Source organism: Exiguobacterium sp. s123 (assembly GCF_018617075.1).
In the GTDB taxonomy this organism is placed as follows: domain Bacteria; phylum Bacillota; class Bacilli; order Exiguobacteriales; family Exiguobacteriaceae; genus Exiguobacterium; species Exiguobacterium profundum.
This window is the reverse complement of the sequence record NZ_JACSJL010000006.1, coordinates 42,291-63,989: the sequence shown is the minus strand read 5'-3', so window position 1 is coordinate 63,989 and position 21,699 is coordinate 42,291. Positions and strand designations below refer to the sequence as shown.

At 48.0% G+C, this 21,699-nt stretch carries 23 protein-coding genes; 9 read left to right on the top strand and 14 right to left on the bottom strand.

What is annotated here, in order from left to right; genetic code table 11:
• Nucleotides 1-6: 6 nt before the first annotated feature.
• Entirely contained in the window at nucleotides 7-531 is a 525-nt protein-coding gene (locus KNO72_RS11350; protein WP_371815853.1) for a GNAT family N-acetyltransferase, read from the top strand.
• Between the two features lie 93 nt (nucleotides 532-624).
• Nucleotides 625-1,554: an NADP-dependent oxidoreductase gene (locus KNO72_RS11345; RefSeq protein WP_214758197.1), complete on the top strand. Its 930-nt coding sequence runs from the start codon at nucleotides 625-627 to the stop codon at nucleotides 1,552-1,554.
• Nucleotides 1,555-1,635: 81 nt separating this feature from the next.
• Here KNO72_RS11345 and KNO72_RS11340 read toward each other — a convergent pair whose 3' ends face one another.
• From KNO72_RS11340 to KNO72_RS11320, 5 genes are all read right to left on the bottom strand, one after another.
• Nucleotides 1,636-3,534, bottom strand: a complete 1,899-nt coding sequence (locus KNO72_RS11340) for an ABC-F family ATP-binding cassette domain-containing protein (RefSeq protein WP_214689188.1) — start codon at nucleotides 3,532-3,534, stop codon at nucleotides 1,636-1,638.
• Nucleotides 3,531-4,232: a lysophospholipid acyltransferase family protein gene (locus KNO72_RS11335; RefSeq protein ID WP_078146354.1), complete on the bottom strand. Its 702-nt coding sequence runs from the start codon at nucleotides 4,230-4,232 to the stop codon at nucleotides 3,531-3,533. The genes KNO72_RS11340 and KNO72_RS11335 overlap by 4 nt, the downstream gene beginning before the upstream one ends.
• Before the next feature lie 78 nt (nucleotides 4,233-4,310).
• Nucleotides 4,311-4,571 carry a hypothetical protein gene (locus KNO72_RS11330; RefSeq protein WP_015880843.1) on the bottom strand — a complete coding sequence of 87 codons (261 nt, stop codon included), beginning with the start codon at nucleotides 4,569-4,571 and terminating at the stop codon, nucleotides 4,311-4,313.
• An 87-nt stretch (nucleotides 4,572-4,658) separates the two neighbouring features.
• Nucleotides 4,659-4,901: a hypothetical protein gene (locus tag KNO72_RS11325; RefSeq protein ID WP_031421071.1), complete on the bottom strand. Its 243-nt coding sequence runs from the start codon at nucleotides 4,899-4,901 to the stop codon at nucleotides 4,659-4,661.
• A gap of 128 nt (nucleotides 4,902-5,029) precedes the next feature.
• Nucleotides 5,030-5,182: a hypothetical protein gene (locus tag KNO72_RS11320; protein ID WP_015880844.1), complete on the bottom strand. Its 153-nt coding sequence runs from the start codon at nucleotides 5,180-5,182 to the stop codon at nucleotides 5,030-5,032.
• 289 nt (nucleotides 5,183-5,471) lie between these two features.
• On the opposite strand from KNO72_RS11320, the gene KNO72_RS11315 reads away from it, so the two are divergent.
• The 5 genes from KNO72_RS11315 to map all read left to right on the top strand — a co-directional run bounded on the left by KNO72_RS11315 (nucleotide 5,472) and on the right by map (nucleotide 10,358).
• The gene (locus KNO72_RS11315; RefSeq protein WP_078146355.1) at nucleotides 5,472-6,323 is read left to right on the top strand and encodes a CvfB family protein; all 852 of its coding nucleotides are present in this window, start codon (nucleotides 5,472-5,474) and stop codon (nucleotides 6,321-6,323) included.
• 170 nt (nucleotides 6,324-6,493) lie between these two features.
• Nucleotides 6,494-8,017: a degradosome RNA helicase CshA gene (gene cshA, locus KNO72_RS11310; protein WP_251028331.1), complete on the top strand. Its 1,524-nt coding sequence runs from the start codon at nucleotides 6,494-6,496 to the stop codon at nucleotides 8,015-8,017.
• Nucleotides 8,018-8,117: 100 nt separating this feature from the next.
• Nucleotides 8,118-8,369 carry a hypothetical protein gene (locus KNO72_RS11305; RefSeq protein WP_015880847.1) on the top strand — a complete coding sequence of 84 codons (252 nt, stop codon included), beginning with the start codon at nucleotides 8,118-8,120 and terminating at the stop codon, nucleotides 8,367-8,369.
• A gap of 40 nt (nucleotides 8,370-8,409) precedes the next feature.
• On the top strand, nucleotides 8,410-9,594 hold the full coding sequence (locus tag KNO72_RS11300) for an EAL-associated domain-containing protein (RefSeq protein WP_074037729.1): 1,185 nt from the start codon (nucleotides 8,410-8,412) through the stop codon (nucleotides 9,592-9,594).
• A gap of 14 nt (nucleotides 9,595-9,608) precedes the next feature.
• Nucleotides 9,609-10,358, top strand: coding sequence for a type I methionyl aminopeptidase (gene map / locus KNO72_RS11295; RefSeq protein ID WP_015880849.1), 750 nt, complete (start codon nucleotides 9,609-9,611; stop codon nucleotides 10,356-10,358).
• Between the two features lie 36 nt (nucleotides 10,359-10,394).
• Here the strand turns inward: map and menC are convergent, their stop codons facing one another.
• From menC to KNO72_RS11265, 6 genes are read right to left on the bottom strand one after another with little or no spacing between them, the layout of a single operon-like run.
• Complete coding sequence (gene menC / locus KNO72_RS11290; protein ID WP_214758195.1) at nucleotides 10,395-11,465, bottom strand: o-succinylbenzoate synthase; 1,071 nt, start codon at nucleotides 11,463-11,465, stop codon at nucleotides 10,395-10,397.
• The gene (gene menE / locus KNO72_RS11285; RefSeq protein ID WP_214758193.1) at nucleotides 11,462-12,820 is read right to left on the bottom strand and encodes an o-succinylbenzoate--CoA ligase; all 1,359 of its coding nucleotides are present in this window, start codon (nucleotides 12,818-12,820) and stop codon (nucleotides 11,462-11,464) included. Before menE ends, menC begins: the two co-directional genes overlap by 4 nt.
• Nucleotides 12,821-12,869: 49 nt before the next feature.
• Nucleotides 12,870-13,694 carry a 1,4-dihydroxy-2-naphthoyl-CoA synthase gene (menB, locus tag KNO72_RS11280; RefSeq protein ID WP_015880852.1) on the bottom strand — a complete coding sequence of 275 codons (825 nt, stop codon included), beginning with the start codon at nucleotides 13,692-13,694 and terminating at the stop codon, nucleotides 12,870-12,872.
• 1 nt (nucleotide 13,695) lies between these two features.
• On the bottom strand, nucleotides 13,696-14,475 hold the full coding sequence (locus KNO72_RS11275; protein ID WP_214689208.1) for an alpha/beta fold hydrolase: 780 nt from the start codon (nucleotides 14,473-14,475) through the stop codon (nucleotides 13,696-13,698).
• The gene (gene menD / locus KNO72_RS11270; RefSeq protein WP_214731985.1) at nucleotides 14,472-16,121 is read right to left on the bottom strand and encodes a 2-succinyl-5-enolpyruvyl-6-hydroxy-3-cyclohexene-1-carboxylic-acid synthase; all 1,650 of its coding nucleotides are present in this window, start codon (nucleotides 16,119-16,121) and stop codon (nucleotides 14,472-14,474) included. Before menD ends, KNO72_RS11275 begins: the two co-directional genes overlap by 4 nt.
• On the bottom strand, nucleotides 16,114-17,502 hold the full coding sequence (locus KNO72_RS11265; RefSeq protein WP_214689223.1) for an isochorismate synthase: 1,389 nt from the start codon (nucleotides 17,500-17,502) through the stop codon (nucleotides 16,114-16,116). Before KNO72_RS11265 ends, menD begins: the two co-directional genes overlap by 8 nt.
• Nucleotides 17,503-17,670: 168 nt before the next feature.
• Between KNO72_RS11265 and KNO72_RS11260 the strand changes: the two genes are divergently transcribed.
• Nucleotides 17,671-18,570 carry a 1,4-dihydroxy-2-naphthoate polyprenyltransferase gene (locus KNO72_RS11260; RefSeq protein WP_214685584.1) on the top strand — a complete coding sequence of 300 codons (900 nt, stop codon included), beginning with the start codon at nucleotides 17,671-17,673 and terminating at the stop codon, nucleotides 18,568-18,570.
• 37 nt (nucleotides 18,571-18,607) lie between these two features.
• Complete coding sequence (locus KNO72_RS11255) at nucleotides 18,608-19,141, top strand: beta-class carbonic anhydrase (RefSeq protein WP_074037968.1); 534 nt, start codon at nucleotides 18,608-18,610, stop codon at nucleotides 19,139-19,141.
• A gap of 38 nt (nucleotides 19,142-19,179) precedes the next feature.
• Here KNO72_RS11255 and KNO72_RS11250 read toward each other — a convergent pair whose 3' ends face one another.
• The 3 genes from KNO72_RS11250 to KNO72_RS11240 all read right to left on the bottom strand — a co-directional run bounded on the left by KNO72_RS11250 (nucleotide 19,180) and on the right by KNO72_RS11240 (nucleotide 21,629).
• Nucleotides 19,180-20,133 (bottom strand): YihY/virulence factor BrkB family protein, encoded by a 954-nt coding sequence (locus KNO72_RS11250; RefSeq protein ID WP_214689225.1) that lies wholly within the window; start codon nucleotides 20,131-20,133, stop codon nucleotides 19,180-19,182.
• Nucleotides 20,134-20,197: 64 nt separating this feature from the next.
• Nucleotides 20,198-20,635 carry an NUDIX domain-containing protein gene (locus KNO72_RS11245; RefSeq protein ID WP_214758191.1) on the bottom strand — a complete coding sequence of 146 codons (438 nt, stop codon included), beginning with the start codon at nucleotides 20,633-20,635 and terminating at the stop codon, nucleotides 20,198-20,200.
• A 67-nt stretch (nucleotides 20,636-20,702) separates the two neighbouring features.
• The gene (locus KNO72_RS11240; protein ID WP_214758189.1) at nucleotides 20,703-21,629 is read right to left on the bottom strand and encodes a carbohydrate kinase family protein; all 927 of its coding nucleotides are present in this window, start codon (nucleotides 21,627-21,629) and stop codon (nucleotides 20,703-20,705) included.
• Nucleotides 21,630-21,699: the final 70 nt, after the last annotated feature.

The window sequence follows — 21,699 nt, the reverse complement described above, 5'->3', positions numbered from 1 at the left end:
CTCCCTGTGATTGAAACGGAGCGCCTCCGACTGCGACCTCTCCAAATGGAGGATGGTCCGCACGTATTCGCCATCTTTTCAGATGAACACGTGCTACGCCACTACGGAATGGAGCCACATCGGACGTTAGAAGAAACGGAACAGATGCTCACCCATATGCTCGCACAAATCGAAACAGGTGCGATCATCCGTTTTGCAATCGAGCATCGCGAATCAAAAGCGTTAATCGGGACAATCGGTTTTCACAATCGAGCTCCTTCGCACCGTCGTGCCGAGATCGGTTATGAACTTAGACCGGAATATTGGAGTGCAGGCTATGCGACAGAAGCACTTCACGCGGCACTTCAGTTTGCTGTGACGTGTGAAATTGAACGGGTTGGTGCCATTATCTATGTCGAGAATCTCGCATCGCAACGCATGTTAGAGAAGAATGGATTCGTTCAAGAAGGTAGACTACATAACTATATGCGTCAGCGGGGACAATCTCATGACGTGTATGTCTATAGCTATATGACCCATCAGCCAGTCTGAGCACACCGACCACAAGCGGTGTGCTTTTTTCGTTTGTAAGAGAAATAAAATGGGAACCAACTAGAAGTGAGTCAATCAAAGGAGGATGATGAGATGAAAGCAGCATATATCGAACAATATGGCGGATCAGACGAATTCAAAGTAGGTGAACTTGAACAACCGACGATCGGTGCAGATGACGTATTGATTGAGGTTCATGCCGCAAGTGTCAACCCGGTGGATTGGAAGCTCCGTGAAGGATACTTGAAAGAAATGCTTCATTTCGAGATGCCACTCGTCATTGGGTGGGATGTATCGGGTGTCATCAAAGAAGTTGGGGCGAATGTGACCGAGCTCGAGGTGGGGGATGAAGTATTCAGTCGTCCGGATATTGCACGACAAGGCACATATGCCGAATACGTCGCGGTCGATGCGCATCTCGTCGTCAAAAAACCAACTTCACTGAATTTCGAGGAGGCCGCATCACTTCCGCTCGTCGCCCATACGGCATGGCAAGTCATGTTCGAAGTGATGGATGCCAAACCGGGTGATCGCATCTTCATCGGAGCTGGATCAGGTGGTGTCGGGACAGTAGCCATCCAGCTCGCGAAAGCACACGGTTTGTATGTCGTCACGTCGACGAGTACGCAGAACGTGGACTGGGTCAAAAACCTGGGAGCGGACGAGGTCATCGACTATAAACAACAAGACCCGGCAGAGGCCGTCCGCGATCTTGATTTCGTATTTGATACGATGGGGGGCGACGGGCAGGGTAAACTGTATCGAATGCTTAAAGAGAATGGGATGCTCGTCTCCATCTCCACACCCCCGAATGAAGAGGAAGCCAAACAGGCGAAGGCCCGTGCCGAGTACGTCTTTATGCAACCGACAGGGGAGCGTTTGAAAAAAATTGCGGAAGCTGTTGAAAAAGGCGAACTGAAACCTGTGATTGACCGGGTCTTTGATTTAGAAGACATGAAACTTGCTCATGACTATGGAGAAGAAGGGCATGCCAAAGGCAAAATCGTCATTCGAGTGAAATGATAAAAAAGAGGTGGATTTCCGGAACACGCTCTGGAAATCCACCTCTTTTTATTAAATTTGATAAGCTACCTTATTTGGAGGTCAGCCTTTTTTCTGTGCTTGTATTTGTTCATCGATTTCGGATAGGTAGGTCCAACGTTCCATCTTCGCATCGAGTGTTTCTTTCAGTTCTGCGATTGTTGCGTACAACTCATTGACTTTACCAAGGTCGCTACCCGCTGATGCAAGTGTCGCTTCTTGCGCTTCAATCTGCTCTTCAAGTGCGGCGATGTCTTCTTCGATCGTGTCCCATTCCTTCTGTTCTTTGAAGGTGAATTTCACGACCTCCGACTTCACGCGTTCCTTTTTCTCTTTAGGTTCTTTCTCTTTCTTCACTTGACGAACCTCTTCTTGTCGCATGGCCAGGTAGTCACTATATTCTGCGTGATACACCTGGATGATCCCATCTTCGAAGGCAATCAACTGTCCGGCGATCCGGTCTAAGAAATAGCGGTCGTGACTGACGGCGATGACTGTACCTGGGAATGATTCTAAGTAGTCTTCTAAAACAGACAACGTCTCTGTGTCCAAATCGTTCGTCGGTTCATCGAGGAACAAGACGTTCGGTTCATCCATGAGAATCCGCAGGAGGACAAGGCGTCGTTTTTCGCCACCAGATAGCTTCGCAATTGGTTTGTATTGCGCGTCCGGTGAGAAAAGGAAACGTTCGAGCATCTGCCCCGCCGTGATGACCTCGCCGTCCGGTGTATGAATGACTTTGGCGATGCGTTCGATCTCATCGATGACCCGTCGTGACTCGTCTTCAAATTCGACTTGTTGTCCGTAATAGCCTAAATAAACAGTTTCTCCGTGCACGATCGTACCGTTTGTCGGTTCTAGGCGCTTGGCGAGCAAGTTCATGAGTGTTGATTTCCCACTCCCGTTCGGTCCGACGATTCCGTAGCGTTCACGGCGACCGAAAATCCAATTAAACTGCCGAATGAGAAGGGAGTCGTCGTATCCGAAAGACAAATCTTCGACTTCGATGACCTTTTTGCCGAGACGTCGTGATCCGACCGAAACGTCGAGCGTCTCGTCTTCTGCTAAGCTCTCTTGATGTTTCAAGTCTTCGACGCGTTGAATGCGTGCCTTTTGTTTCGTTGTCCGGGCTTTCGCGCCTCGACGTAACCAGGCGAGTTCGCGACGTAATATATTCTGTCGTTTCTGTTCCATCGATTGTGCCCGCGCTTTGCGCTCGGCACGCTTCTCGAGAAAGAGTTCATAGTTCCCGTTATAGAAGTAACTCGTTCCATCCGCAATCTCCAAAATGTGATTCGTGACACGATTCAAGAAATAGCGGTCGTGGGTGATGAGCAGGATGGCTCCTCGGTAATCGGCAAGCATCGTTTCGAGCCATGCGATTGTATCGGCATCCAGTTCGTTCGTCGGCTCATCTAAAAGGAGCAAGTCCGCTTCATCGAGTAACGCTGCGGCGAGCGCGACTCGCTTTTGTTGACCCCCAGACAAGGCGTTCACATCGATTGACACGTCAGGAAGACCGAGCCGGTTCAAAATCGACTTCAGTTTTGCTTCCGTTTCCCAAGCGTCTGCGGCATCGACGGCCTGTTGGGCTTTCATGAAGCGTTCAAGTAATTGCTCACTTGTCGGGTCCGCTTCGAGTGCTTGCCGGGCGCGTTCGAACTGTTTCAACGCTTGAACGGACGGAGTGTCACTTGTGAACAAAGCGTCTAGAATCGTTTGTCCTTCGTTAAATTGAACCGTTTGAGTCAAGTAGCGAATCCGATAATCGTTCGGATGCTGCATCGTGCCTCGATCTGCTGTCTCGGTACCGGCGATGATTTTCATGAACGTCGATTTCCCCGAACCGTTCACGCCGATAATCCCGATACGGTCTCCGGGATGGATTGTCATCGTCACATCATCAAATAAGACTTTGTCGGCAAACTCTTTATGAATGCCTTCAATCATTAATAAACTCATGCGTTCTCTCCTTCAAGCTGTTGACGAATGGCCGCCTCGACCGTCGCTGCGATTTCCTTGTTCGGCAAATCGGCCGGATCAATCGCAGGTAAGAATGTGACATCGACCGTTGCCGGGGTGATTCGATTTTTGGCTTCTAACAATTTATAACTGCCTTGAATCGCGACTGGAACAATCTTCGCACCACTTGATGTGGCAAGCGTCAAACTTCCAGCTTTAAACTCCTTCATCGGTCCACCTTTTGAGCGTGTGCCTTCTGGGAAGACAATCATCGATTGACCGGATTGAATCGTTTCGACTCCGGAACGAATGGCTTGAATCGATTGCCGACGGTCACTCCGGTCGATGAAGATACATCCCATCAATTCCATCCAACGTGGGATAATCGGGAATTTTTGAACCTCGATTTTTGAGATAAACGCTTTCGGTCGTTTCGTGGCGGTCAACATGATCGGGACATCGAAGTTTCCTTGGTGGTTCGACACGTAGACGACGGGTTCATCCGGAATCTGGTCTTGGCCATGGACACGGACGTCTGCACCTGCGATTTTTAGTAGAAACTGTGCCCATTTATAAGCGATATCTTGTACGTAACGGTAACGTTTCGGTGTTTCGATTTTTTTCGCTTTCTGTAAAAACGGGACGGTGATCGGTAATACGGCAAAAAATGAGAAAAACCATACAGCTGTTCGAATCATTCTATTCTCTCCTCTCATGATGACAACAAGAAAGAGTCTTCTTCTCTTGACGAGAATCCGACCCTTCGGCATGAATCCTTATTCCCAAAAGCGAGAATCGCTCTCTTCTTCCTCTTCTTCGAGCTCGAACGTAATGCGTTTATTCACAGGATCGACGACGAAATAGGCGCCGTCTTGCTCGATACTTTTGATTTGCATGGCCTGGTCACTTCCGATTTCGAGAGTGAGACGGATTCGGTTGTCATCATCGACGAGCAAAATGCCGTCCTCTTTTAACCAGAGCTCCATGACAGGTGAATAACGAAGTAGCCATTCATTCGATAACGGGATTTCATTCATACGGTTGTGTGCCTCCTGCGATTATAAATCCATTGTACGATGTCTGTTCCTACATAGGATACCAAATGTGGCGAGGGAAGACGAGCGTTATGTAGAGCGTTTTCGAGTCGTAGAGTGCATTCTGTCCACGACGCGTTTGATTCGTTTCTGGTTCCGTCTTTCTACAAAATACTCGTTTGCCTGCATGAAGAGTTGTTTGAAGGAAGAGAGTCCCATGGCAATCAAGACGGCGAATAGAAATGTCCCGATTGGATCTTTGTACAATTCAGTCTGGAACAAGAAAGCAAGTCCTACGATTGATAAAATGGTCGTGAGAAAATAAAAAATCATAGCGGAGTCTCCTTTTCTTAAAGGGTATGAAAGAAAAAGGCATGGTCTTTTAATCGTATTCGACTTTTTGAAGGAAAATCCTGTTATGTATTCCAAAGAAAAAACGCCTTCAGTTGGCTGAATGGCGTTTACTCTTGGGTCATGTAAGTCGAAGATGACGAAACGTTCGTATCGACACCGTTTGAGAAAATAAAACTGAGTGATGCGAGCAATGCGAAAAAGGCGACAAGTAATCCTTTTGTAAAACGTTTTGCAAAAGAACGAGACTGTATATCAAACATTTATTATCCCCCGATCAATCCTAAATGAAACCTTATCTATACTGGACACTTCCTATATAATAACGTTTTCAAAAAAAGGATACTAGCAGAAAAAAAGGCGTTCACAAAATTGTCACAAAATTTTAATAAATCATGTGAGTTCATTAAACAATCGCCATTTCAACTGTCTCAAAACACGTTCACATTTTCGACACATTTATTCAAAATGTTGAAAGAGAACATGATATGATTAGGAACGTGTGTAGATAGGTATACTGACAGTAATAGCTTAGAAAAGGATGTGGGTGTAATGGCATTGCGCGCAGGAGAAGTAGTAGATTTAGTCGCGGAACGTTCTGCTGATTTTGGAGTATTCATTAGTAACGGCCGCGAAGAGGTGCTCCTTCACCGTAAAGAACAGACAGAAGAAGTGACGATCGGTCAAACAGTTCGCGTCTTCTTATATCATGATTCAGAAGGACGTCTCGCATCAACGATGACGATTCCGACCGTTTCATTTGATGAGTATGAATGGTTTGAGGTAACGGGCGTCCGGTACAACACTGGGGTCTTTGTGAATATCGGAATTCAAAAGGACGTTCTCGTTTCCATGGATGATTTACCGGAGAACCGGTCGTATTGGCCACAAACAGGCGATCAATTGTGTATTCGATTGAAGTATGACCAAAAAGGTCGTTTACTCGGAGACCCTGCCCCATATGCATTTTTGAACTTGTTGGCACGTCCTTCGAAAGAAGAATGGAACAACCAAGATGTCCAGGCCATCGTCGTCAATAAACGTGAAGTGGGCGTCAACGTATGGGTCGAAGGCGAATCACTCGGTTTCTTGCATGAGGCAGAGATGACGCGTTGGCCACGTCTCGGAGAACAGTTGACCGTTCGTGTGACACAAGTCAAACAAGATGGTACGGTCCTCGTTTCGATGAAGCCACGTGCGTACGAGGCGATTGATGGTGATGCGGCGAGCATCCTCTCGTATATTGAAGAACGTGGAGGACAAATGCCATACGGAGATAAGACATCACCTGACATCGTCGACCGTGAATTCGGGATGAGTAAAGCGGCATTTAAACGAGCGCTTGGAAAACTGTTGAAAGAGAAGCAAGTTGAAAAGCTCGACAACGGCTACAAATTAAAATAAGATAACTCATGTTCGGGTGACATGAAAAAGTTTGAAAATGTATTTCTTTCATTTTAGGAAGAAATACGTTATAGTTAATAAAGTTGACTATGAGGAAACATTGAGAAAACGTCTGTAGATCTGTCAAACTGAACTCAGACGTTTTTTGTATGAACAAAGGAGAATATAATTTGACAAAATTTCAAGACTTACAATTAAGTGAAGCATTAGTAAAAGGTGTACACAAAATGGGCTTCGAGGAAGCTACACCGATCCAAGCTGAGACAATTCCTGTCGCACTCACGGGAGTGGACGTATTAGGACAAGCACAAACAGGTACAGGGAAAACAGCAGCTTTCGGTATTCCGACAATTGAGCGAATCGATTCAAAGGCGCGTCAAGTCCAAGCACTCGTTCTTGCACCGACACGTGAACTTGCGATTCAAGTTGCAGAAGAATTAAACAAAATCGGTGAAACGAAGCGCGTATACGCACTTCCAGTATACGGTGGTCAACAAATCGACCGTCAGATCCGTGGTTTGAAAAAGAACCCGCAAATCGTCGTAGCGACACCAGGACGTCTCATGGACCACATGAAGCGTAAGACAATCAAACTCGATGACATTCAAACAGTCATCTTGGATGAAGCGGATGAAATGCTCAACATGGGCTTCGTTGAAGATATCGAAACGATTTTGGCAGGTCTTCCTGAAGAGCGCCAAACGCTTCTCTTCTCGGCAACGATGCCACCACAAATCAAAAAGATTGCTGAGCGCTTCATGAAGTCGCCGACAATCATCAAAGTGAAAGCGAAAGAAATGACGGTTGAGAACATCAACCAACAGTTCATCGAATTGCGCGAAGGTCAAAAATTCGATACGCTTTGCCGATTGATCGACATCGACTCACCAGAACTCAGCATCATCTTCGCTCGTACGAAGAAACGTGTAGATGAAGTGACAGAAGCCCTCATCAAACGCGGATACACTGCAGACGGTCTTCACGGAGACTTGACGCAATCAAAACGTGACCAAGTTATTCGTCGTTTCAAAAACGGAACAATCGATATCTTGGTAGCGACTGACGTTGCGGCACGTGGACTTGATATTTCAGGTGTCACACACGTTTACAACTTCGATGTACCACAAGACCCAGAAAGCTACGTACACCGCATCGGTCGTACAGGTCGTGCTGGTAAAACTGGTACAGCCCTCACGTTCATCACGCCACGTGAATTTGGACAAGTGAAGGCAATTGAACGTGTAACGAACAAACGCATGAACCGTCGTCACGTACCGACAATCGCGGAAGTACTTGAAGGAAACCAAAAGCAAGCAGCTGAAGAATTGATCGAACGCGTTCAAGCGGGCGACTTCAAAGCTTACACGCAACTTGCGACAGAACTTCTTGAAGAGTACGAAGCAGTTGAAATTCTCGCTGCTGCCCTCCGTGGATTGACGAAAGAGCCAGATTCAACACCTGTTGAAATCTCGTACGCTGAACCAGTTCGTGTGAAACGCCAAGGTGGCCGTGGTGGCGATCGCGGTGGATACCGTGGCCGTAACGACCGTCGTGGCGGTGGCCGTGGTGGCGACCGTCGTGGTGGACGCGGTGGCGAACGTCGTGATGGACGTAGCGGAGACCGTAAAGGATCATTCCGTGGTGACGATCGTCGTCGCTCGGATGACCGTGGTCCACGCCGTCCGCGTGACTAATCATCGTGAAATGCCGCATTTCCTTAAGTGGATTTGCGGCATTTTTTATTGTGTCGTGCTACACTAGTTGAGTAGAGATAGAAGGATGAGGTGTCAACGGATGGTGGAATTAAGTTTCGGTCTCCTTGTGTTGCTTGGTTGTGTAATCGCACTCAAACCAATCGTGTCAAAGACAGACCGTCCTAATTTTCGTTATATCCCCGTGGCGACATTGTTATTTGGAGCGATGATTTTTTTAGTGTTAGCCATTGGAGTAGGCGGAAAGATGGGCATTGCATATGGCGTGGTGAGTATCGCCTATTTTATTGCTTGTTTCGGTGCCTATATGTATGTACACACGCGAACGAGCTGATTGTAGCTCGTTTTCGCATTTAACGAAGAGGTGATGAATTGTGGATGCGGTAGAAGTGATGGTCCATCCTGAAGAAGTGATGGTGACGTATGAACCAATCCTTGGAGCGGCGACGTTTCAAGTGGAAGGATATATGGTACATGGACGATTCCGAGGCGAATCATTGACACCGTTTTTTTATGATGATGACGTTCCCCTCGAGTATCAATTAGACATCGCCCAACGAATGGAGCAACTCGCGGCAGCGCAACTTCGTGACGTCAAACCATTCGTCACGTTCAGATGCCGGTCGGAATGGATTCTCGAAGAAGGGGGAGAAGCCTTTTTAGCCCCACTACGCGAATTGAATTTTCCGTTACACCGTATTTATGTGACCTTACAAGGGACGGACTTAGTCGACGTCCCGCGATTGTCACGTGTCATTCAATACTATCGGTCCTATGGATTGAAAATTGCATTAGACTTTGCCGAATCCACGAGTATCGAAGACATCATGACGCTTGCGCCAGAATTATTGCTCGTCGACCTTGGCACGATGGTCGAGAAAAAGACGTTATCGGTCACCTATCCGAACATGCTTCAGACGATGGAGTATATTGCTTCGAAGCTTGGTGCCCCGCTTCTTTACAAATCCATCAACCACATCGGACAGCTTCGTTACGCGTGGCAGCACGGTGGTCGGTATTACATGGGTGGCCTACTAGGCTTGGAAGATGAGATTCCCCAACGAGAAATCAAAGGTATGGGTGTGTTGGCACAAGAAGTGCCTTCCTTCTTTTTACATGACCAGAAACGATTGAATCGCTTGTACGAGCTTGAATTTGAGTTACATCGCCGCATTGGAGAACTCGTTCAATCCGGAAAATGGTCGAGAGACAAGAAAGACGAGTGGATTCAATTCATCGCCCCAAAACTGGAAGAGGTGTTTGTTCGCTATTATATAACGGATAAGACAGGTTTCCAGACGAGTGCAAACGTTTACTGCGTGAATGGAGAATGGCGTGTCGATAATACGTATCGAGGCTATAACTGGAGTTTCCGACCGTATTTCATTCAGACGATGGCGGCGATGGATGTTCGAGGGCGTGGCTATTTATCGGGAGACTATCGTGATTTCAGTTCGAATGAAGTGACGCGAACCTTTAGCTATCCGTTACCGGACGGCATGTTCTTATTTGCCGACATCTCTGAAGAATATTTATATCAAAATCGATTATTGGATTGAAAGGAAGATGGACGATGCTAGATTATGATTACGATGCATTGCGCGAAATCGGGCGAATCGTCGCACTTGCGCGAGATGAGATGGCGAAAGCCGTTAAGCCCGGTATGACAACAAAAGAATTAGATGCGATCGGGCAACGTATTTTAGAAGAAGAAGGTGCAGCTTCTGCACCGATTACGATGTACGAATTTCCAGGTTACACATGTATCTCGCTCAATGACGTTGCTGCCCATGGTATTCCGGGAGATGAAGTCATTCAAGAGGGCGATATCGTCAATGTCGACGTCTCCGCTGTGAAGGATGGATATTATGCCGATACGGGGCGTACAGTGATTGCGGGGGCGGCGAAGTCACCCCAGCACGAACGTTTGGTTGAAGTATCCTTGACTTCATTAGAAGCGGGACTCAGCAAGGTCAAGGCGGGTGTGAAAGTCAATCAGATTGGGAAGGCAATTTACGCTGACGCGAGAAAGAATGGATTCACGGTCATCCGGAACTTGGCCGGACACGGACTCGGTCGGACATTGCACGGGGAGCCAGAGACGATCTCGAACTATTATAGTCGCGAAGAAAATCAGTTATTAAAAGCCGGGCAAGTGATTGCTGTTGAGACGTTCATCTCGACAAAGGATGAAATCGTCTATCAATCGGAAGAGGATGGTTGGACGCTCTTCACTCCGAACAAGAGTCTTGTTTCGCAGTTCGAGCATACAGTTGTTGTCACAGAAGATGGATATGAAGTGTTAACGGGATCGTTCCGTTAACGTAAAAAGGTGTGGTTCTCGTGAACCGCACCTTTTTCATGTTTGCAATGTAATCACTTCTTCGCGTAACCGTTCAATCACATTCCAATCTGGTTGTACAGAATCTGGAAGCGTTAACTTTCCATTCTCCACTTCAAGCGGGGTATCGAGTAAATCTTGCTCGAAATAAGCGCTCGTGCCTGACATGTCCGTGGGGAAGCTCGCGCCGCTTAACGAAGCAAACAAGAGTGTATGATATCTTCCGATACCGGATTCATACATGCCACCGACCCAGTATGGCGTTCCGTGTTTTCGAATGTGGAGCGCCTCGCTAAGCCCACCGACACGTGCGGGTTTAATGTTGACGATTTTTCCGGCACCAAGCTGTGCCATCGTATCCACGTCGTCATAAGACGTGATGGATTCGTCGAGACAAATGGGGGTCGTGAGTTTTGCTTGGAGAGCCGCTGATTTTGTGAATTGTCGGCTTGGGTACGGTTGTTCGATCATCAATAACCGATGGGCATCGAGTTGTTCGAACCATTCCATCGGTTGATCGGACGCACTTCCGTTTAAATCAATCATGAGAGGCGCGTCAGGGAAGACCGCGCGAATCTCACGTAGGGCAGGAAGCAGTTCATTAGGAGATGCCTTTAATTTGATGCGTTCGAATCCGTCAGCTAATGCCGTCTCGATGGATTTCATCGTTTGATTCAGTAACCCAATCCCGATTGTTCGTCCGCAGGAAACGGAATCTCCGGCGCTCATGAATGACTTGAGTGATTTGTTCGCGCGCGTTGCTTCAATCTCCCAGAGTGCACTTTCCCACATCGCCTTTGCCATGTGCTGACCGATGATGGACGAGACCAAGTTCGGAAACACGTCCGTCGTGACCGTCATCCCTTTCAGTAAATTGAGAATCAATTTGGACGTATCGATCATCGATCGGGTCGTTTCTTCCGTGTACCAAGGGGTCTCAAAAGCAGCACCTTCTCCGTATCCGACGACACCGTCTACGGTCTCTAGACGAAGGATGAGCGTTCTTCGGACAGATAAGACGGCGTGTGCCGTCACGATCGGGTGTTTAAACGTCAACGGGACGATGGAAAGGTCAGCACGTTTGATCATGGCAGTAGCTCCTTTAAGCGATGGCGCATTAATTTTCCGTTCGCGTTTCGTGGTAAATTCGGTGCGTGGTGGATGGTGATCGGGTGCTTATATTTAGCCAACTGTGAATCGAGAACTTCCTGCATCTCGGCTGGGTCATAGGAGCCGACGACGAAGGCGATTGGGACTTCTCCCCAAGTCGGATGTGATTGTTTCGTGACGCCGACGTCTTGGACGCCGGTACAGCGTAACATGGCGGCTTCGATTTCAGCAGGATAAACATTTTCACCACCAGACAGAATAAGGTCGGTTCGGCGATCGTGTACATATAAATAGCCATCCCTCATCGTGCCGAGGTCACCCGTTCGCCAATAACCATCGGGTGTCCAAGCGTCTGATTCAGGTTGTTCGAAATATCCTTTCGTCACAGTTGGTCCCTTTACTTCAATCTCTCCGTCTGAATTAATTCGAATTCTTGTGGGGGCGATTGCCTGCCCACTCGAACCGATATGTGAGAGCGCTTCGCTCGGAAGTAACGTCGCGACTTGAGAGCACGTCTCGGTCATCCCGTATGTCTGAGCAATGGGTAACTGCCGTCGTTCTGCTTCTTCTAGTAATGAGCGCGGGACGGGCCCGCCTCCGACGAGTAACGTGCGAAGATGATGCTTCTTCAGACCGGCATAGAGCAATCGTTGCAGCATAATTGAGACGAGTGACAGTTGGGTGATGCCTTCTGTTTCGATGACGTGAAGGGTTCGATCGACATCAAATCGCGGCTCGACATAGAGAGTCGAACCGATGATGGCACTCCGATACACTTGGGAAAGTCCGCTCATATGAAAGAGCGGGGTCACCGCGAGCATCCGGTCTGATGGACGATAGTCCAAATGCGCTTCAGCGGCTCGGGCGCTAGCGAGGTGATTCCCGTACGTCTGTTGCACTGCTTTGGCTCGACCGGTCGTACCGGACGTGAACATGAGCGACATGGTTTCATTTTCTTTCCACTCATGGGGCGCGTTGAAACATGAAGTGGCCCGATCTGTGATCAGAAGTTGGGTGACGGACAAATCGATTTCTGCGTCGACGAGGAGAAGGTTCACTTTTGCTGTTTGTAACTGAGTACGCACTTCCTCTTCAGTCAGCCGTGTGTTCAACGGCACAAGCACTTTTCCGAGCAGATGCACCGCGTGGACGGCGATGACATAGTCTTTGCTGTTTTTAGCGAATATGCCAATTCGTTTGGCGGTGGGTGTCTGTTCATGGATGAACTGGGCAAGTTGAAGGCTTTCCGTGCGTAGCATTGCCCATGTCAATCGATCGTCAGCTGTCACAAGGGCGAGATGTGACGCTGGGTGTTTCCGAATCCATTCATACATAGCTGTCACCTCCAAAAAAAGAGTAGCGAAATCGCTACTCTCTCAACAATTAAGGGAAACGTGGGAATTGACCGAAGTCAGGGTCACGTTTTTCTTTGAACGCATCGCGTCCTTCTTTTGCTTCATCTGTCGTGTAGTAGAGAAGCGTTGCGTCTCCAGCGAGTTGCTGAAGTCCGGCAAGACCATCTGTATCTGCGTTCATTGCTGCTTTCAAGAAGCGAAGCGCTGTAGGTGAGTGTTGTAAGATTTCTTGGCACCACTTGATCGTTTCTGCTTCGAGTTGATCGAGTGGGACGACCGTGTTGACGAGTCCCATGTCGAGTGCTTCTTGTGCATCGTATTGACGGCAAAGGTACCAGATTTCACGAGCTTTTTTATGGCCGATGATGCGTGCCAAGTATCCAGAACCGTATCCTGCATCGAACGAACCGACTTTAGGACCTGTTTGTCCGAAGCGAGCGTTGTCCGCTGCAATCGTCAAGTCACAGACGACGTGAAGGACGTGTCCTCCGCCGATTGCGAAACCTGCGACCATGGCGATGACCGGTTTTGGAATGACGCGAATCAAGCGCTGAAGGTCGAGGACGTTCAAGCGTGGGATTTCATCTTCCCCGACATAGCCACCATGTCCGCGAACTTTTTGGTCTCCACCTGAACAGAATGCCTTTTCGCCTTCACCTGTCAAGATGATGACGCCGACTTCTTTATCGTCGCGCGCGCGAGCGAATGCATCAATCAATTCATTGACCGTCAACGGACGGAATGCATTGCGCACTTCGGGACGGTTGATGGTGATTTTGGCAATCCCGTTCCACGTTTCATATTTAATGTCTTCATACGTCCGGACCGATGTCCAGTTCGCTACTGATTCCATTTTAAATACCCCCTAAAATCAATTTCTTTATTATTGTACCAAACTCTGATGCATTCTCAATATGAGGAGCATGCCCTGCGTTTGAAATTTCATAGATTTTAATATCTGGTCGCTCTTCCTGCATGTATCTTGCGATGGCTTTGAACTTGAGATCGTCTGACCCGACAATCAAGTCGGTACGGGGGAGACACTGCAATGTGCCCCATAACGATGGCATATGTCCCGTACCGATTGACCGCAAACTGTTTGCGAGGGCATTCGGTTGTTGGGCGAGCCGACCTGTTCGGAGTGAACGTTTCATGTCTTCCGTCTGTCGCCAAAGCGGAAGGTTCTCCCAGCGATTCACGAATGCAGCGATACCCTTGGTTTCAATCAAGTGAGCCAATTCTGCATCTTGGCGGCGGCGTGCGGCTCGTTCCTTAGAAGTGAGCAGACCGGGGGTCGTGCTGATCCCGATGACATGTTCGACACGCTCGTCGCATGCGGCGAGTGTCAATGCGATTCTCCCACCGAGTGAATAGCCGACGACTGTCCAAGGTCGGTCGTCCGTATCCAGTAAGCGGGACAAATCCTTAACTTGCTGACTCATTGTCGAACGATTGACTGAAGGGTGCTCCGTTGCGCCATGTTGGAGGAGCGACGGTGACACAAGACGAATCGGTAATGTAGGGAGCGAATCGACCCAATGGGCGTTTCCAGTGAATCCGTGTAAAAATAATACCGGTTTTCCCTCACCGCGATGAATCACTTCATAACGTACGCCACGTAAATCGATGTTCATGATTCGTTCTCCGTGATGAGGCGAGCGCAGACAGATTGTGTCCAACCTCGATGGATCGTCACATTCTCCTCACGATTCGATGGGAATTCGATTAAATGAACGCCATCTTCAATCGCTTCTTGAATTTCATCCGGTCGTTCAATTAGACGATACGATAAGCCATATGTGTCAGCAAATCCACGGATATTTAAATCAAGCGGTGTGCCGAATAAATCTTCGAACAACTGTGTGTCGACAGAAGCCTGCGGGAGGAAGGAAAATATCCCTCCACCGTTATTGTTAGCAATCACGACGGAAAATTTTCCGGGATGATGCTTTAACAGTTGCAAGGCGTTGCTATCATGATAGAACGCTAAATCACCGATCAATAGAGCGCCGTGAGCCGTATCATAACTGCTTCCGAGTGCAGTGGATAACACACCATCAATTCCGTTTGCGCCTCGATTGGCGAGAACGTGTATATTCGTGCCGGCAGACAGTGATGTATCTATATCTCGAATCGGCATACTATTACTGACGAATAGACGCTCAATCGATGTATCGAGCAATCGTTTCGTCAATTCCGCTTCACCTTGAAGTGACGATTTTGCAGACTCGGCAACCTCTTCAAAAAAGCGTAAACGTTCAAGGTACCGAGGTTCGTTTGCGGATGCGATGAGCGGTAGAAAATCGAGTGCGTCGCCGTAACAGATGGTGGCTCGGCTACTTGGGTCGCGATAAGATCCCGGTTCATCGATGACGAGTTGATTCGCCATGGCCATCCATTGATTGAAGCGTTTCGAAACAGGTGCAGCCCCGAAACGGACGAACACCTCAGGCAGCCAATCAGTCCGATGCTCACTCGCGAGCCACGTGTCATAGTTGGTCAAGACACCGTCGAAACGTCGCATGCCACTAAGAGGATCGGCAAAAATCGGGATCTGTCGTTCGGAAGCGAATTCAACAATGGATTTCTGCCAAGATGTCGGGGTGTAAGGTCCGACGACGAAGGCGAGTCGTTTTTGACTCGTGCATTCCGAGAAAATGTTTTTGTCTGCTTGTGTCGGCCGAATACGCTGTCGTTCTGGCAAGACAGGGTCAGCTTTTAACATCTGTTTCAATGACTCGAGGTCAGGAAGCAGAGGCTCTCGAAACGGTACATTCAAATGAACAGGTCCCATCGGTGCTTGCATTGACAGATTCGTGAAGCGGGTAATCGTTTGTTTCATAAACGATAACGTTGTCTCCTCTGGAACAGGCAAATCAATGCTCGTCTTCACTTGTTCACCGTAGAGACGGACTTGATTGATTGCTTGTGGAGCCCCGACATTGCGCAGTTCATGAGGACGGTCGGTTGTCAGTACGACGAGTGGCAACTGCGATATGAACGCTTCTGTCACAGCCGAATAGTAGTTTGTTGCCGCCGTTCCACTTGTGCAAATCAATGCGACCGGGCGAATTGTTTCTGACGCACGGGTCAGTCCAAGAGCAAAAAATCCGGCAGATCGTTCATCGACGATGATGTGATGACGAATCTGAGGATGAAGATATGCCGCTACAGCGAGCGGAGTCGAGCGGGACCCTGGGCTGATGACCACGTCTTTTACACCGGACGTAACAAGCCGATTTACCATGGATGCGACCCATTCGGTCAAAACCTTATTCATCTAGGGTGCCTCCTTGATCGTGTAAATCAAACTGCAAAGCTTGTTTGATTGGACTCATCTTCATTTCTGTTTCTTCGAGCTCTTGCTCAAGTGCAGAGTCTTTTACAATCCCACATCCAGCATACAATGCGACGAATTGGTGTTGAACGAGTGCGGAGCGAATCGCCACGACAAATTCGCCGTCGCCTTCATTGTCTACCCAACCAAACGGAGAACCGTACCATCCACGATCGAATCGCTCAATTTCACGAAGCAACCGGACCGATGTCCGCTTCGGTGAGCCGCCGAGTGCTGGCGTTGGATGTAGCGATTCCGCAAGTGACAGCAAGGAAGCATTTGTTTCGAGTGTCGCTTGAATTGGGGTGTGTAGATGGAACACCGAGCGATTTGCCAAAATTTGCGGAGTATCTCGTGTTTGAATCGGTGCAGTATAGGGTGTCAACGCCTGCTTGATGTCTTTCACGACAATTTGATGCTCCTCACGATTTTTTGAATCGTTTAGGAGTTTCTCTTTCGCAATTTCTGCCTCGATCTCGGTTTTCGGACGCTTGATTGTCCCGGCGATGGCAGCCGTGTTCAGTTGCATGCCTTCTTTTTGAATCAATCGTTCAGGAGTCGCCCCAAAGAAACCAGTGTCACGCTTTGGTTGATACAAATAGATGTAACTAGATTCTTGATGATCTGCTAAATGCTTCAAACTTTTTGAGAAGGGAAACGCATCATCGGAACGCTGATAAATTTCTTCGCGGGCAATCACGATTTTTTCAACTCGTTCTTCTTCAATCAACTGTTTAGCCTGTTGGAAACTGGACTTGAAGTGATCGACCCCATCTTTCACTTTTGTATAAGACGGCGTCGCTTCTTCCGTCGGACGAAGTGAACTGAACTGGGCCAACTGATCTGCCAATTGAATCAAATACTGTTCGACCGACTGCTTCGAAGAGACGAGAGTGGCCACTGTCAACGTGTGTCGGTCTTTATAGCGACGGTATAAAAATTTTGGGACGACGAGTGATGCTTCCCCAAAGGCATCCCACATACTTTTTTGTGGTCGCATAAACGTGTCGAATGAAAAACCGGCGAACGCGTGGATTGTCGCATCGACATCTCGTCGGTGAAGACTCCAATCGTATTGAAGTCGCTGAAATCGTTCGGGTCCAGAAGCGCTCAAGACGAGTGCATCCCCGCAACCTAGCATTTCGAGCGTCCGGTCTGGTGTCATGAAATAATAATGGGACGTATCGGTGTTCTGGATGATTTGAAAAGCATCGAACGCCGAGATTTCCCATGTGTATGATGCGAGGACAGGCCGTTGCCAAGCTCGCGCCCGTTTATGGGCCTGCTCAATTCGCTGTTTTATATGTGTTTGAGTATCTGGCATAAAAGAAAAGCCTCCTCAATCCGATAGAATTCTCAATCTTTAGTGTATCATGAGTTCGCAATACACCTGCCTATGAAATGCTCGGGAAATGATCAAGAATCTAGGATAATGGGCTGGCGTTGACAGATTTTTTCATCGAGACGTAAACTAACGAAGGGAGGGAACGAAATGAAACAGAAATCGAAAGGGGCATATTGGCGAATGATTCGCCCGCATACCCTGACCGCAAGCTTTATTCCGGTCTTGCTCGGGACGTTCATCGTCCTCGATCAAACCGAACTCAAGTGGGGACTTTTCCTTGCCATGTTAGTGGCATCTGTCCTTATTCAAATCGCGACGAACTTATTTAACGAGTATTATGACTACAAGCGTGGTCTTGATCATGAGGGGTCTATCGGGATTGGGGGCTCCATCGTCCGTGACGGATTTACACCGCAGCAAGTATTAGCGGTGGCGCTCGGCATGTATACGATTGCGGCACTACTCGGGCTCTACATTGCGGCATCCACAAGCTGGCATTTGCTTTGGATCGGCGCCTTGTCTATGCTTGTCGGCTACTTATATACTGGAGGGCCGCTACCGATTGCCTATACGCCGTTTGGTGAAATTGTCGCGGGGCTATTCATGGGATATGTCATCATCGGGATTGCCGGCTTTATCCAAATCAATACGGTGACGACGGAGTTGCTACTCGTGTCGTTCCCGATGGCCTTGTTGATCGGAGCAATCTTGCTTGCGAATAACATCCGCGATTTAGATAACGATAAAGAGAATGGTCGAAAAACGATCGCATGTCTAGTCGGTCATCGACGTGCGGTGTATGTATTGGCCGCATTCTTTATCGCGGCATTAATCGGCATCATCTTAGCGGTCGTAATATATGGCGTCACTCCGTGGGTCTTGCTGTCGCTCTTTACGGTGCCGGTCATGGTCCGGGCGATTCAACGGTTTTGGCAAAAGGCAGAGCCGGCCGCATTGATGCCTGCGATGGCGATGACAGCGAAAGTGAACACGCTGTTCGGAGCATGGATGGTCATCGGACTCATCGTTTCAAGATTTGTGTTGTAAAAAAAGAGGAGGCGTTAACGTGTCAGTCGTAAAAGAAATGCTTGAATTCAATAAACGTTTCGTAGAGGAAAAACAGTACGAACCGTTCGTATCTGATAAATTCCCAGATAAGAAAATCGTCATTTTGACGTGTATGGATACACGTTTGACGGAACTTTTACCTCAAGCGCTAGGACTTAAGAACGGAGACGCTAAAATCATTAAAAATGCGGGTGCAGTCTTGTCACACCCGTTCGGTTCGGCCATGCGCTCCATTTTGGTCGCTCTTTATGCGCTAGGAGCAGAAGAAGTCGTCGTCGTCGGACATTACGATTGTGGAATGGCAGCGATTGAACCGACTGTCGTCATCGAAGAGATGGAGCGTCGTGGAATCGACCCGCAAACGTTGAAGACGCTAAAGTCTTCAGGAATGGATTTGGAGCAGTGGCTCCATGGATTTGATTCAGTTGAAGAGAACGTTGTTCATTCTGTCAACCTCATTAACAATCATCCACTGTTGCCACCAGGAACGAATGTACACGGATTCGTGATCGACCCGGCGACGGGACGTCTTGATCCGATCGAAGCATAAGAAAGGAGCGCGTTCAGTTTGAACGTGCTCCTTTTGGGTTATCCGTACGTATTCGTCGGGATGTCATCATAGTTATCTTCTTCTTGCTTTTGTTTCGCTTTCTTTTTGTTCTTTTTGAAGTCGCGTTCGTATTCCTGTTCGCTCGGTGTCTTGAAGAAACGCATCCATGTCGCGTTGATCTCAGATCCGATTAAAATGATCATCCCGGTTAATTGTAACCAGAGCAACGTGACGATGATTCCTCCGAGTGACCCGTAAGTCGAGTCATAACTTCCGAAGTTTGAAACGTATAGGTTGAAACCGAATGAGACGATTTGCCAACCGATGACACCGAAGATGGCACCAGGGATGGTACTTTTCCAAAAGACGTGCTGTTGTGGAGATACTTTATAAAAAATCGAAAGCGTCAAAATGAGGACAACCGTCGTAAGGACATATCGGAACACGTTGATCATCATTTCTTCGGCTCCGGTAATGTTGACGGGTAAATACTCAGTGACGAATGAAATGATTTGAGACCCGAACACGTTCGAGAGAATCAGCAGTAGCATCCCGATTCCAAGCAGAATCGTCAATCCGAGTGCCAACCCTTTTTTGACGAAAAAGTTACGTTCATTGTCTTCACCATAAGCATGAAGTGACGTCGTGATCAGACGGTCTACCCCTTTTGAGGCGGACCAAATGGCCAAAATCGCACCGAGCGATAAGAGACCGCCTTGTGGTTCGCCAATCGCCTCGAAAATTCCCGTTAGAAACCCGGAAGCGGCGGACCCGGGTGCCAAATCGTTCAATTGATTTTGAAACGAATCTTGTGAGACATCAAAAAAGGACAAGAGCGCCAAAATAAAGATGATTCCAGGAAAAATGGATAAAAACCAAAAGAATGCGAGGGTAGCCCCGTAGTCTTGTACATCATGCTCTTGAAATCTTCGAAATAACTCTTTCCCAAATGAAAGCCAATTCTTTTTTTCCTTCACTTCTGTCATTGCCATTATAAAACCCTCCTGACTCGATCGTTAAAAAACGTTTCCCGATTTCGGCAGGGTGTACACCTGATTACTCCTCCGATAAGGTCAAATCGTAAAAACGTTCCTCATGTGAGGCGAGTTTTTCAGCAAGTGAAGGTGGACGAACGGGGAGATGAGGGAGTGCAGACCGTTTGATCCACATCGGTGTATACGATCCGTTAGTCTGTTCTTCTTGAAACTCTTCACCTGTTCCGGTCCCGAATTCGCCACCTGTCATCTTCGCCCAATAATAAGGATTTAACTCGTTATTGAATGCGACGTAGGCAGCGACACCTTCTAGTTCCACGTGAATACCGAGTTCTTCAAATGCTTCACGTACGGCCGTCTCTTCTGTTGTGTGCCCATATTCGACTCCGCCACCTGGGAAAACGTAATAGAGGACGTTTTCTTTTTCGCGACGGATCAAAGCCACTTCATCTTGATCATTCATTAAAATGATCGCGCTTCTTAATTTCGTTCGAACCAATGAGATCGTTCCTTTCGTTCCTGTGATTTTGCACAAAACGCATCGACGATTCGCCGATGCGTTCTATTTATTCTTGCGTAGGTTGTTCTAATGATGCGTACATCTTTTGCGTCAATCCGTTCTCATGCGACGCGATGACTTTTCCTGCGACACGCATACCTAATCGAAGCGCCTCTTCAATCGAGTGTTGTTTCATAAGTTCAGAAATGACAGCGGAGAAGAAGGAGTCACCAGCTCCCGTGGAGTCTGCGACTTTCACTTTCGTCGTCGGGACGTGACCTTGTTCGTTCGTACGAAGGTCGACATAAACGGCACCAAGCTCACTCATCGTGACGATGGTGAGGGGGGCACCTTTCATGGCGAGTACTTCCGCGACACGAAGGGCATCGTCTACCGTGACGATTGACATGTCGGATAAAATTTCCGCTTCTTCACGACTGCAGATGAATCCTGTGAATCCTTGAAGTAAATGACGGTTTCGTTCGATGACGGATAGGTGGCCACAGACACCATAAAGCGGTAAATCCATTTCACGGCATAGTTCGATCGTCTCGTTCAAGACGTTGACCGATAAGTCTAAGTCGATAGCGACCGCATCGCTCTCTTCAAAGACCGTATCGATTTGACGTAAAATCGCTTCTTCCATACGGGCTTCGTCTGGTTGTTTCGAAATAGATGTTTGAAGATCACCGTTATTGTCCATCACAGCGAGCCACATGCCCATACCATTATCGTCAAGCATGTCGACCCCGTCGACGTTTACATTCAAGCAACGTAATTCTTCGAGGACACCGACACCGATTTGGTCGTTCGTGACGGTCGAGACGAAGCGGACATCGTTGCCGAGCACACCTAAGTTTTGAGCAACGTTTCGACCTGTTCCGCCATTGGAGAAAGTGATGTCGCCGACATTCTTCGCATCTTTGTGGAGCGGGGCGAAGGAAGTCCCTTTAATATCGACAAACACCTTGCCGATGACTGCAATCGTATTCATATCTTGTACCACCTTTAGTCAATCTTTCGATCAGTTTCAGTCTGTAGACACATTGTTTCAATTATAACGA

Bases quoted from the DNA above. Each gene is read 5' to 3' on its own strand.
- KNO72_RS11345 (WP_214758197.1), top strand. From the start codon at position 625: ATGAAAGCAGCATATATCGAACAATATGGCGGATCAGACGAATTCAAA.
- KNO72_RS11340 (WP_214689188.1), bottom strand. From the start codon at position 3,534: ATGAGTTTATTAATGATTGAAGGCATTCATAAAGAGTTTGCCGACAAA.
- KNO72_RS11335 (WP_078146354.1), bottom strand. From the start codon at position 4,232: ATGATTCGAACAGCTGTATGGTTTTTCTCATTTTTTGCCGTATTACCG.
- KNO72_RS11330 (WP_015880843.1), bottom strand. From the start codon at position 4,571: ATGAATGAAATCCCGTTATCGAATGAATGGCTACTTCGTTATTCACCT.
- KNO72_RS11325 (WP_031421071.1), bottom strand. From the start codon at position 4,901: ATGATTTTTTATTTTCTCACGACCATTTTATCAATCGTAGGACTTGCT.
- KNO72_RS11320 (WP_015880844.1), bottom strand. From the start codon at position 5,182: ATGTTTGATATACAGTCTCGTTCTTTTGCAAAACGTTTTACAAAAGGA.
- KNO72_RS11315 (WP_078146355.1), top strand. From the start codon at position 5,472: ATGGCATTGCGCGCAGGAGAAGTAGTAGATTTAGTCGCGGAACGTTCT.
- KNO72_RS11305 (WP_015880847.1), top strand. From the start codon at position 8,118: ATGGTGGAATTAAGTTTCGGTCTCCTTGTGTTGCTTGGTTGTGTAATC.
- map (WP_015880849.1), top strand. From the start codon at position 9,609: ATGCTAGATTATGATTACGATGCATTGCGCGAAATCGGGCGAATCGTC.
- menC (WP_214758195.1), bottom strand. From the start codon at position 11,465: ATGATCAAACGTGCTGACCTTTCCATCGTCCCGTTGACGTTTAAACAC.
- menE (WP_214758193.1), bottom strand. From the start codon at position 12,820: ATGTATGAATGGATTCGGAAACACCCAGCGTCACATCTCGCCCTTGTG.
- menB (WP_015880852.1), bottom strand. From the start codon at position 13,694: ATGGAATCAGTAGCGAACTGGACATCGGTCCGGACGTATGAAGACATT.
- KNO72_RS11275 (WP_214689208.1), bottom strand. From the start codon at position 14,475: ATGAACATCGATTTACGTGGCGTACGTTATGAAGTGATTCATCGCGGT.
- menD (WP_214731985.1), bottom strand. From the start codon at position 16,121: ATGAATAAGGTTTTGACCGAATGGGTCGCATCCATGGTAAATCGGCTT.
- KNO72_RS11265 (WP_214689223.1), bottom strand. From the start codon at position 17,502: ATGCCAGATACTCAAACACATATAAAACAGCGAATTGAGCAGGCCCAT.
- KNO72_RS11260 (WP_214685584.1), top strand. From the start codon at position 17,671: ATGAAACAGAAATCGAAAGGGGCATATTGGCGAATGATTCGCCCGCAT.
- KNO72_RS11255 (WP_074037968.1), top strand. From the start codon at position 18,608: ATGCTTGAATTCAATAAACGTTTCGTAGAGGAAAAACAGTACGAACCG.
- KNO72_RS11250 (WP_214689225.1), bottom strand. From the start codon at position 20,133: ATGGCAATGACAGAAGTGAAGGAAAAAAAGAATTGGCTTTCATTTGGG.
- KNO72_RS11240 (WP_214758189.1), bottom strand. From the start codon at position 21,629: ATGAATACGATTGCAGTCATCGGCAAGGTGTTTGTCGATATTAAAGGG.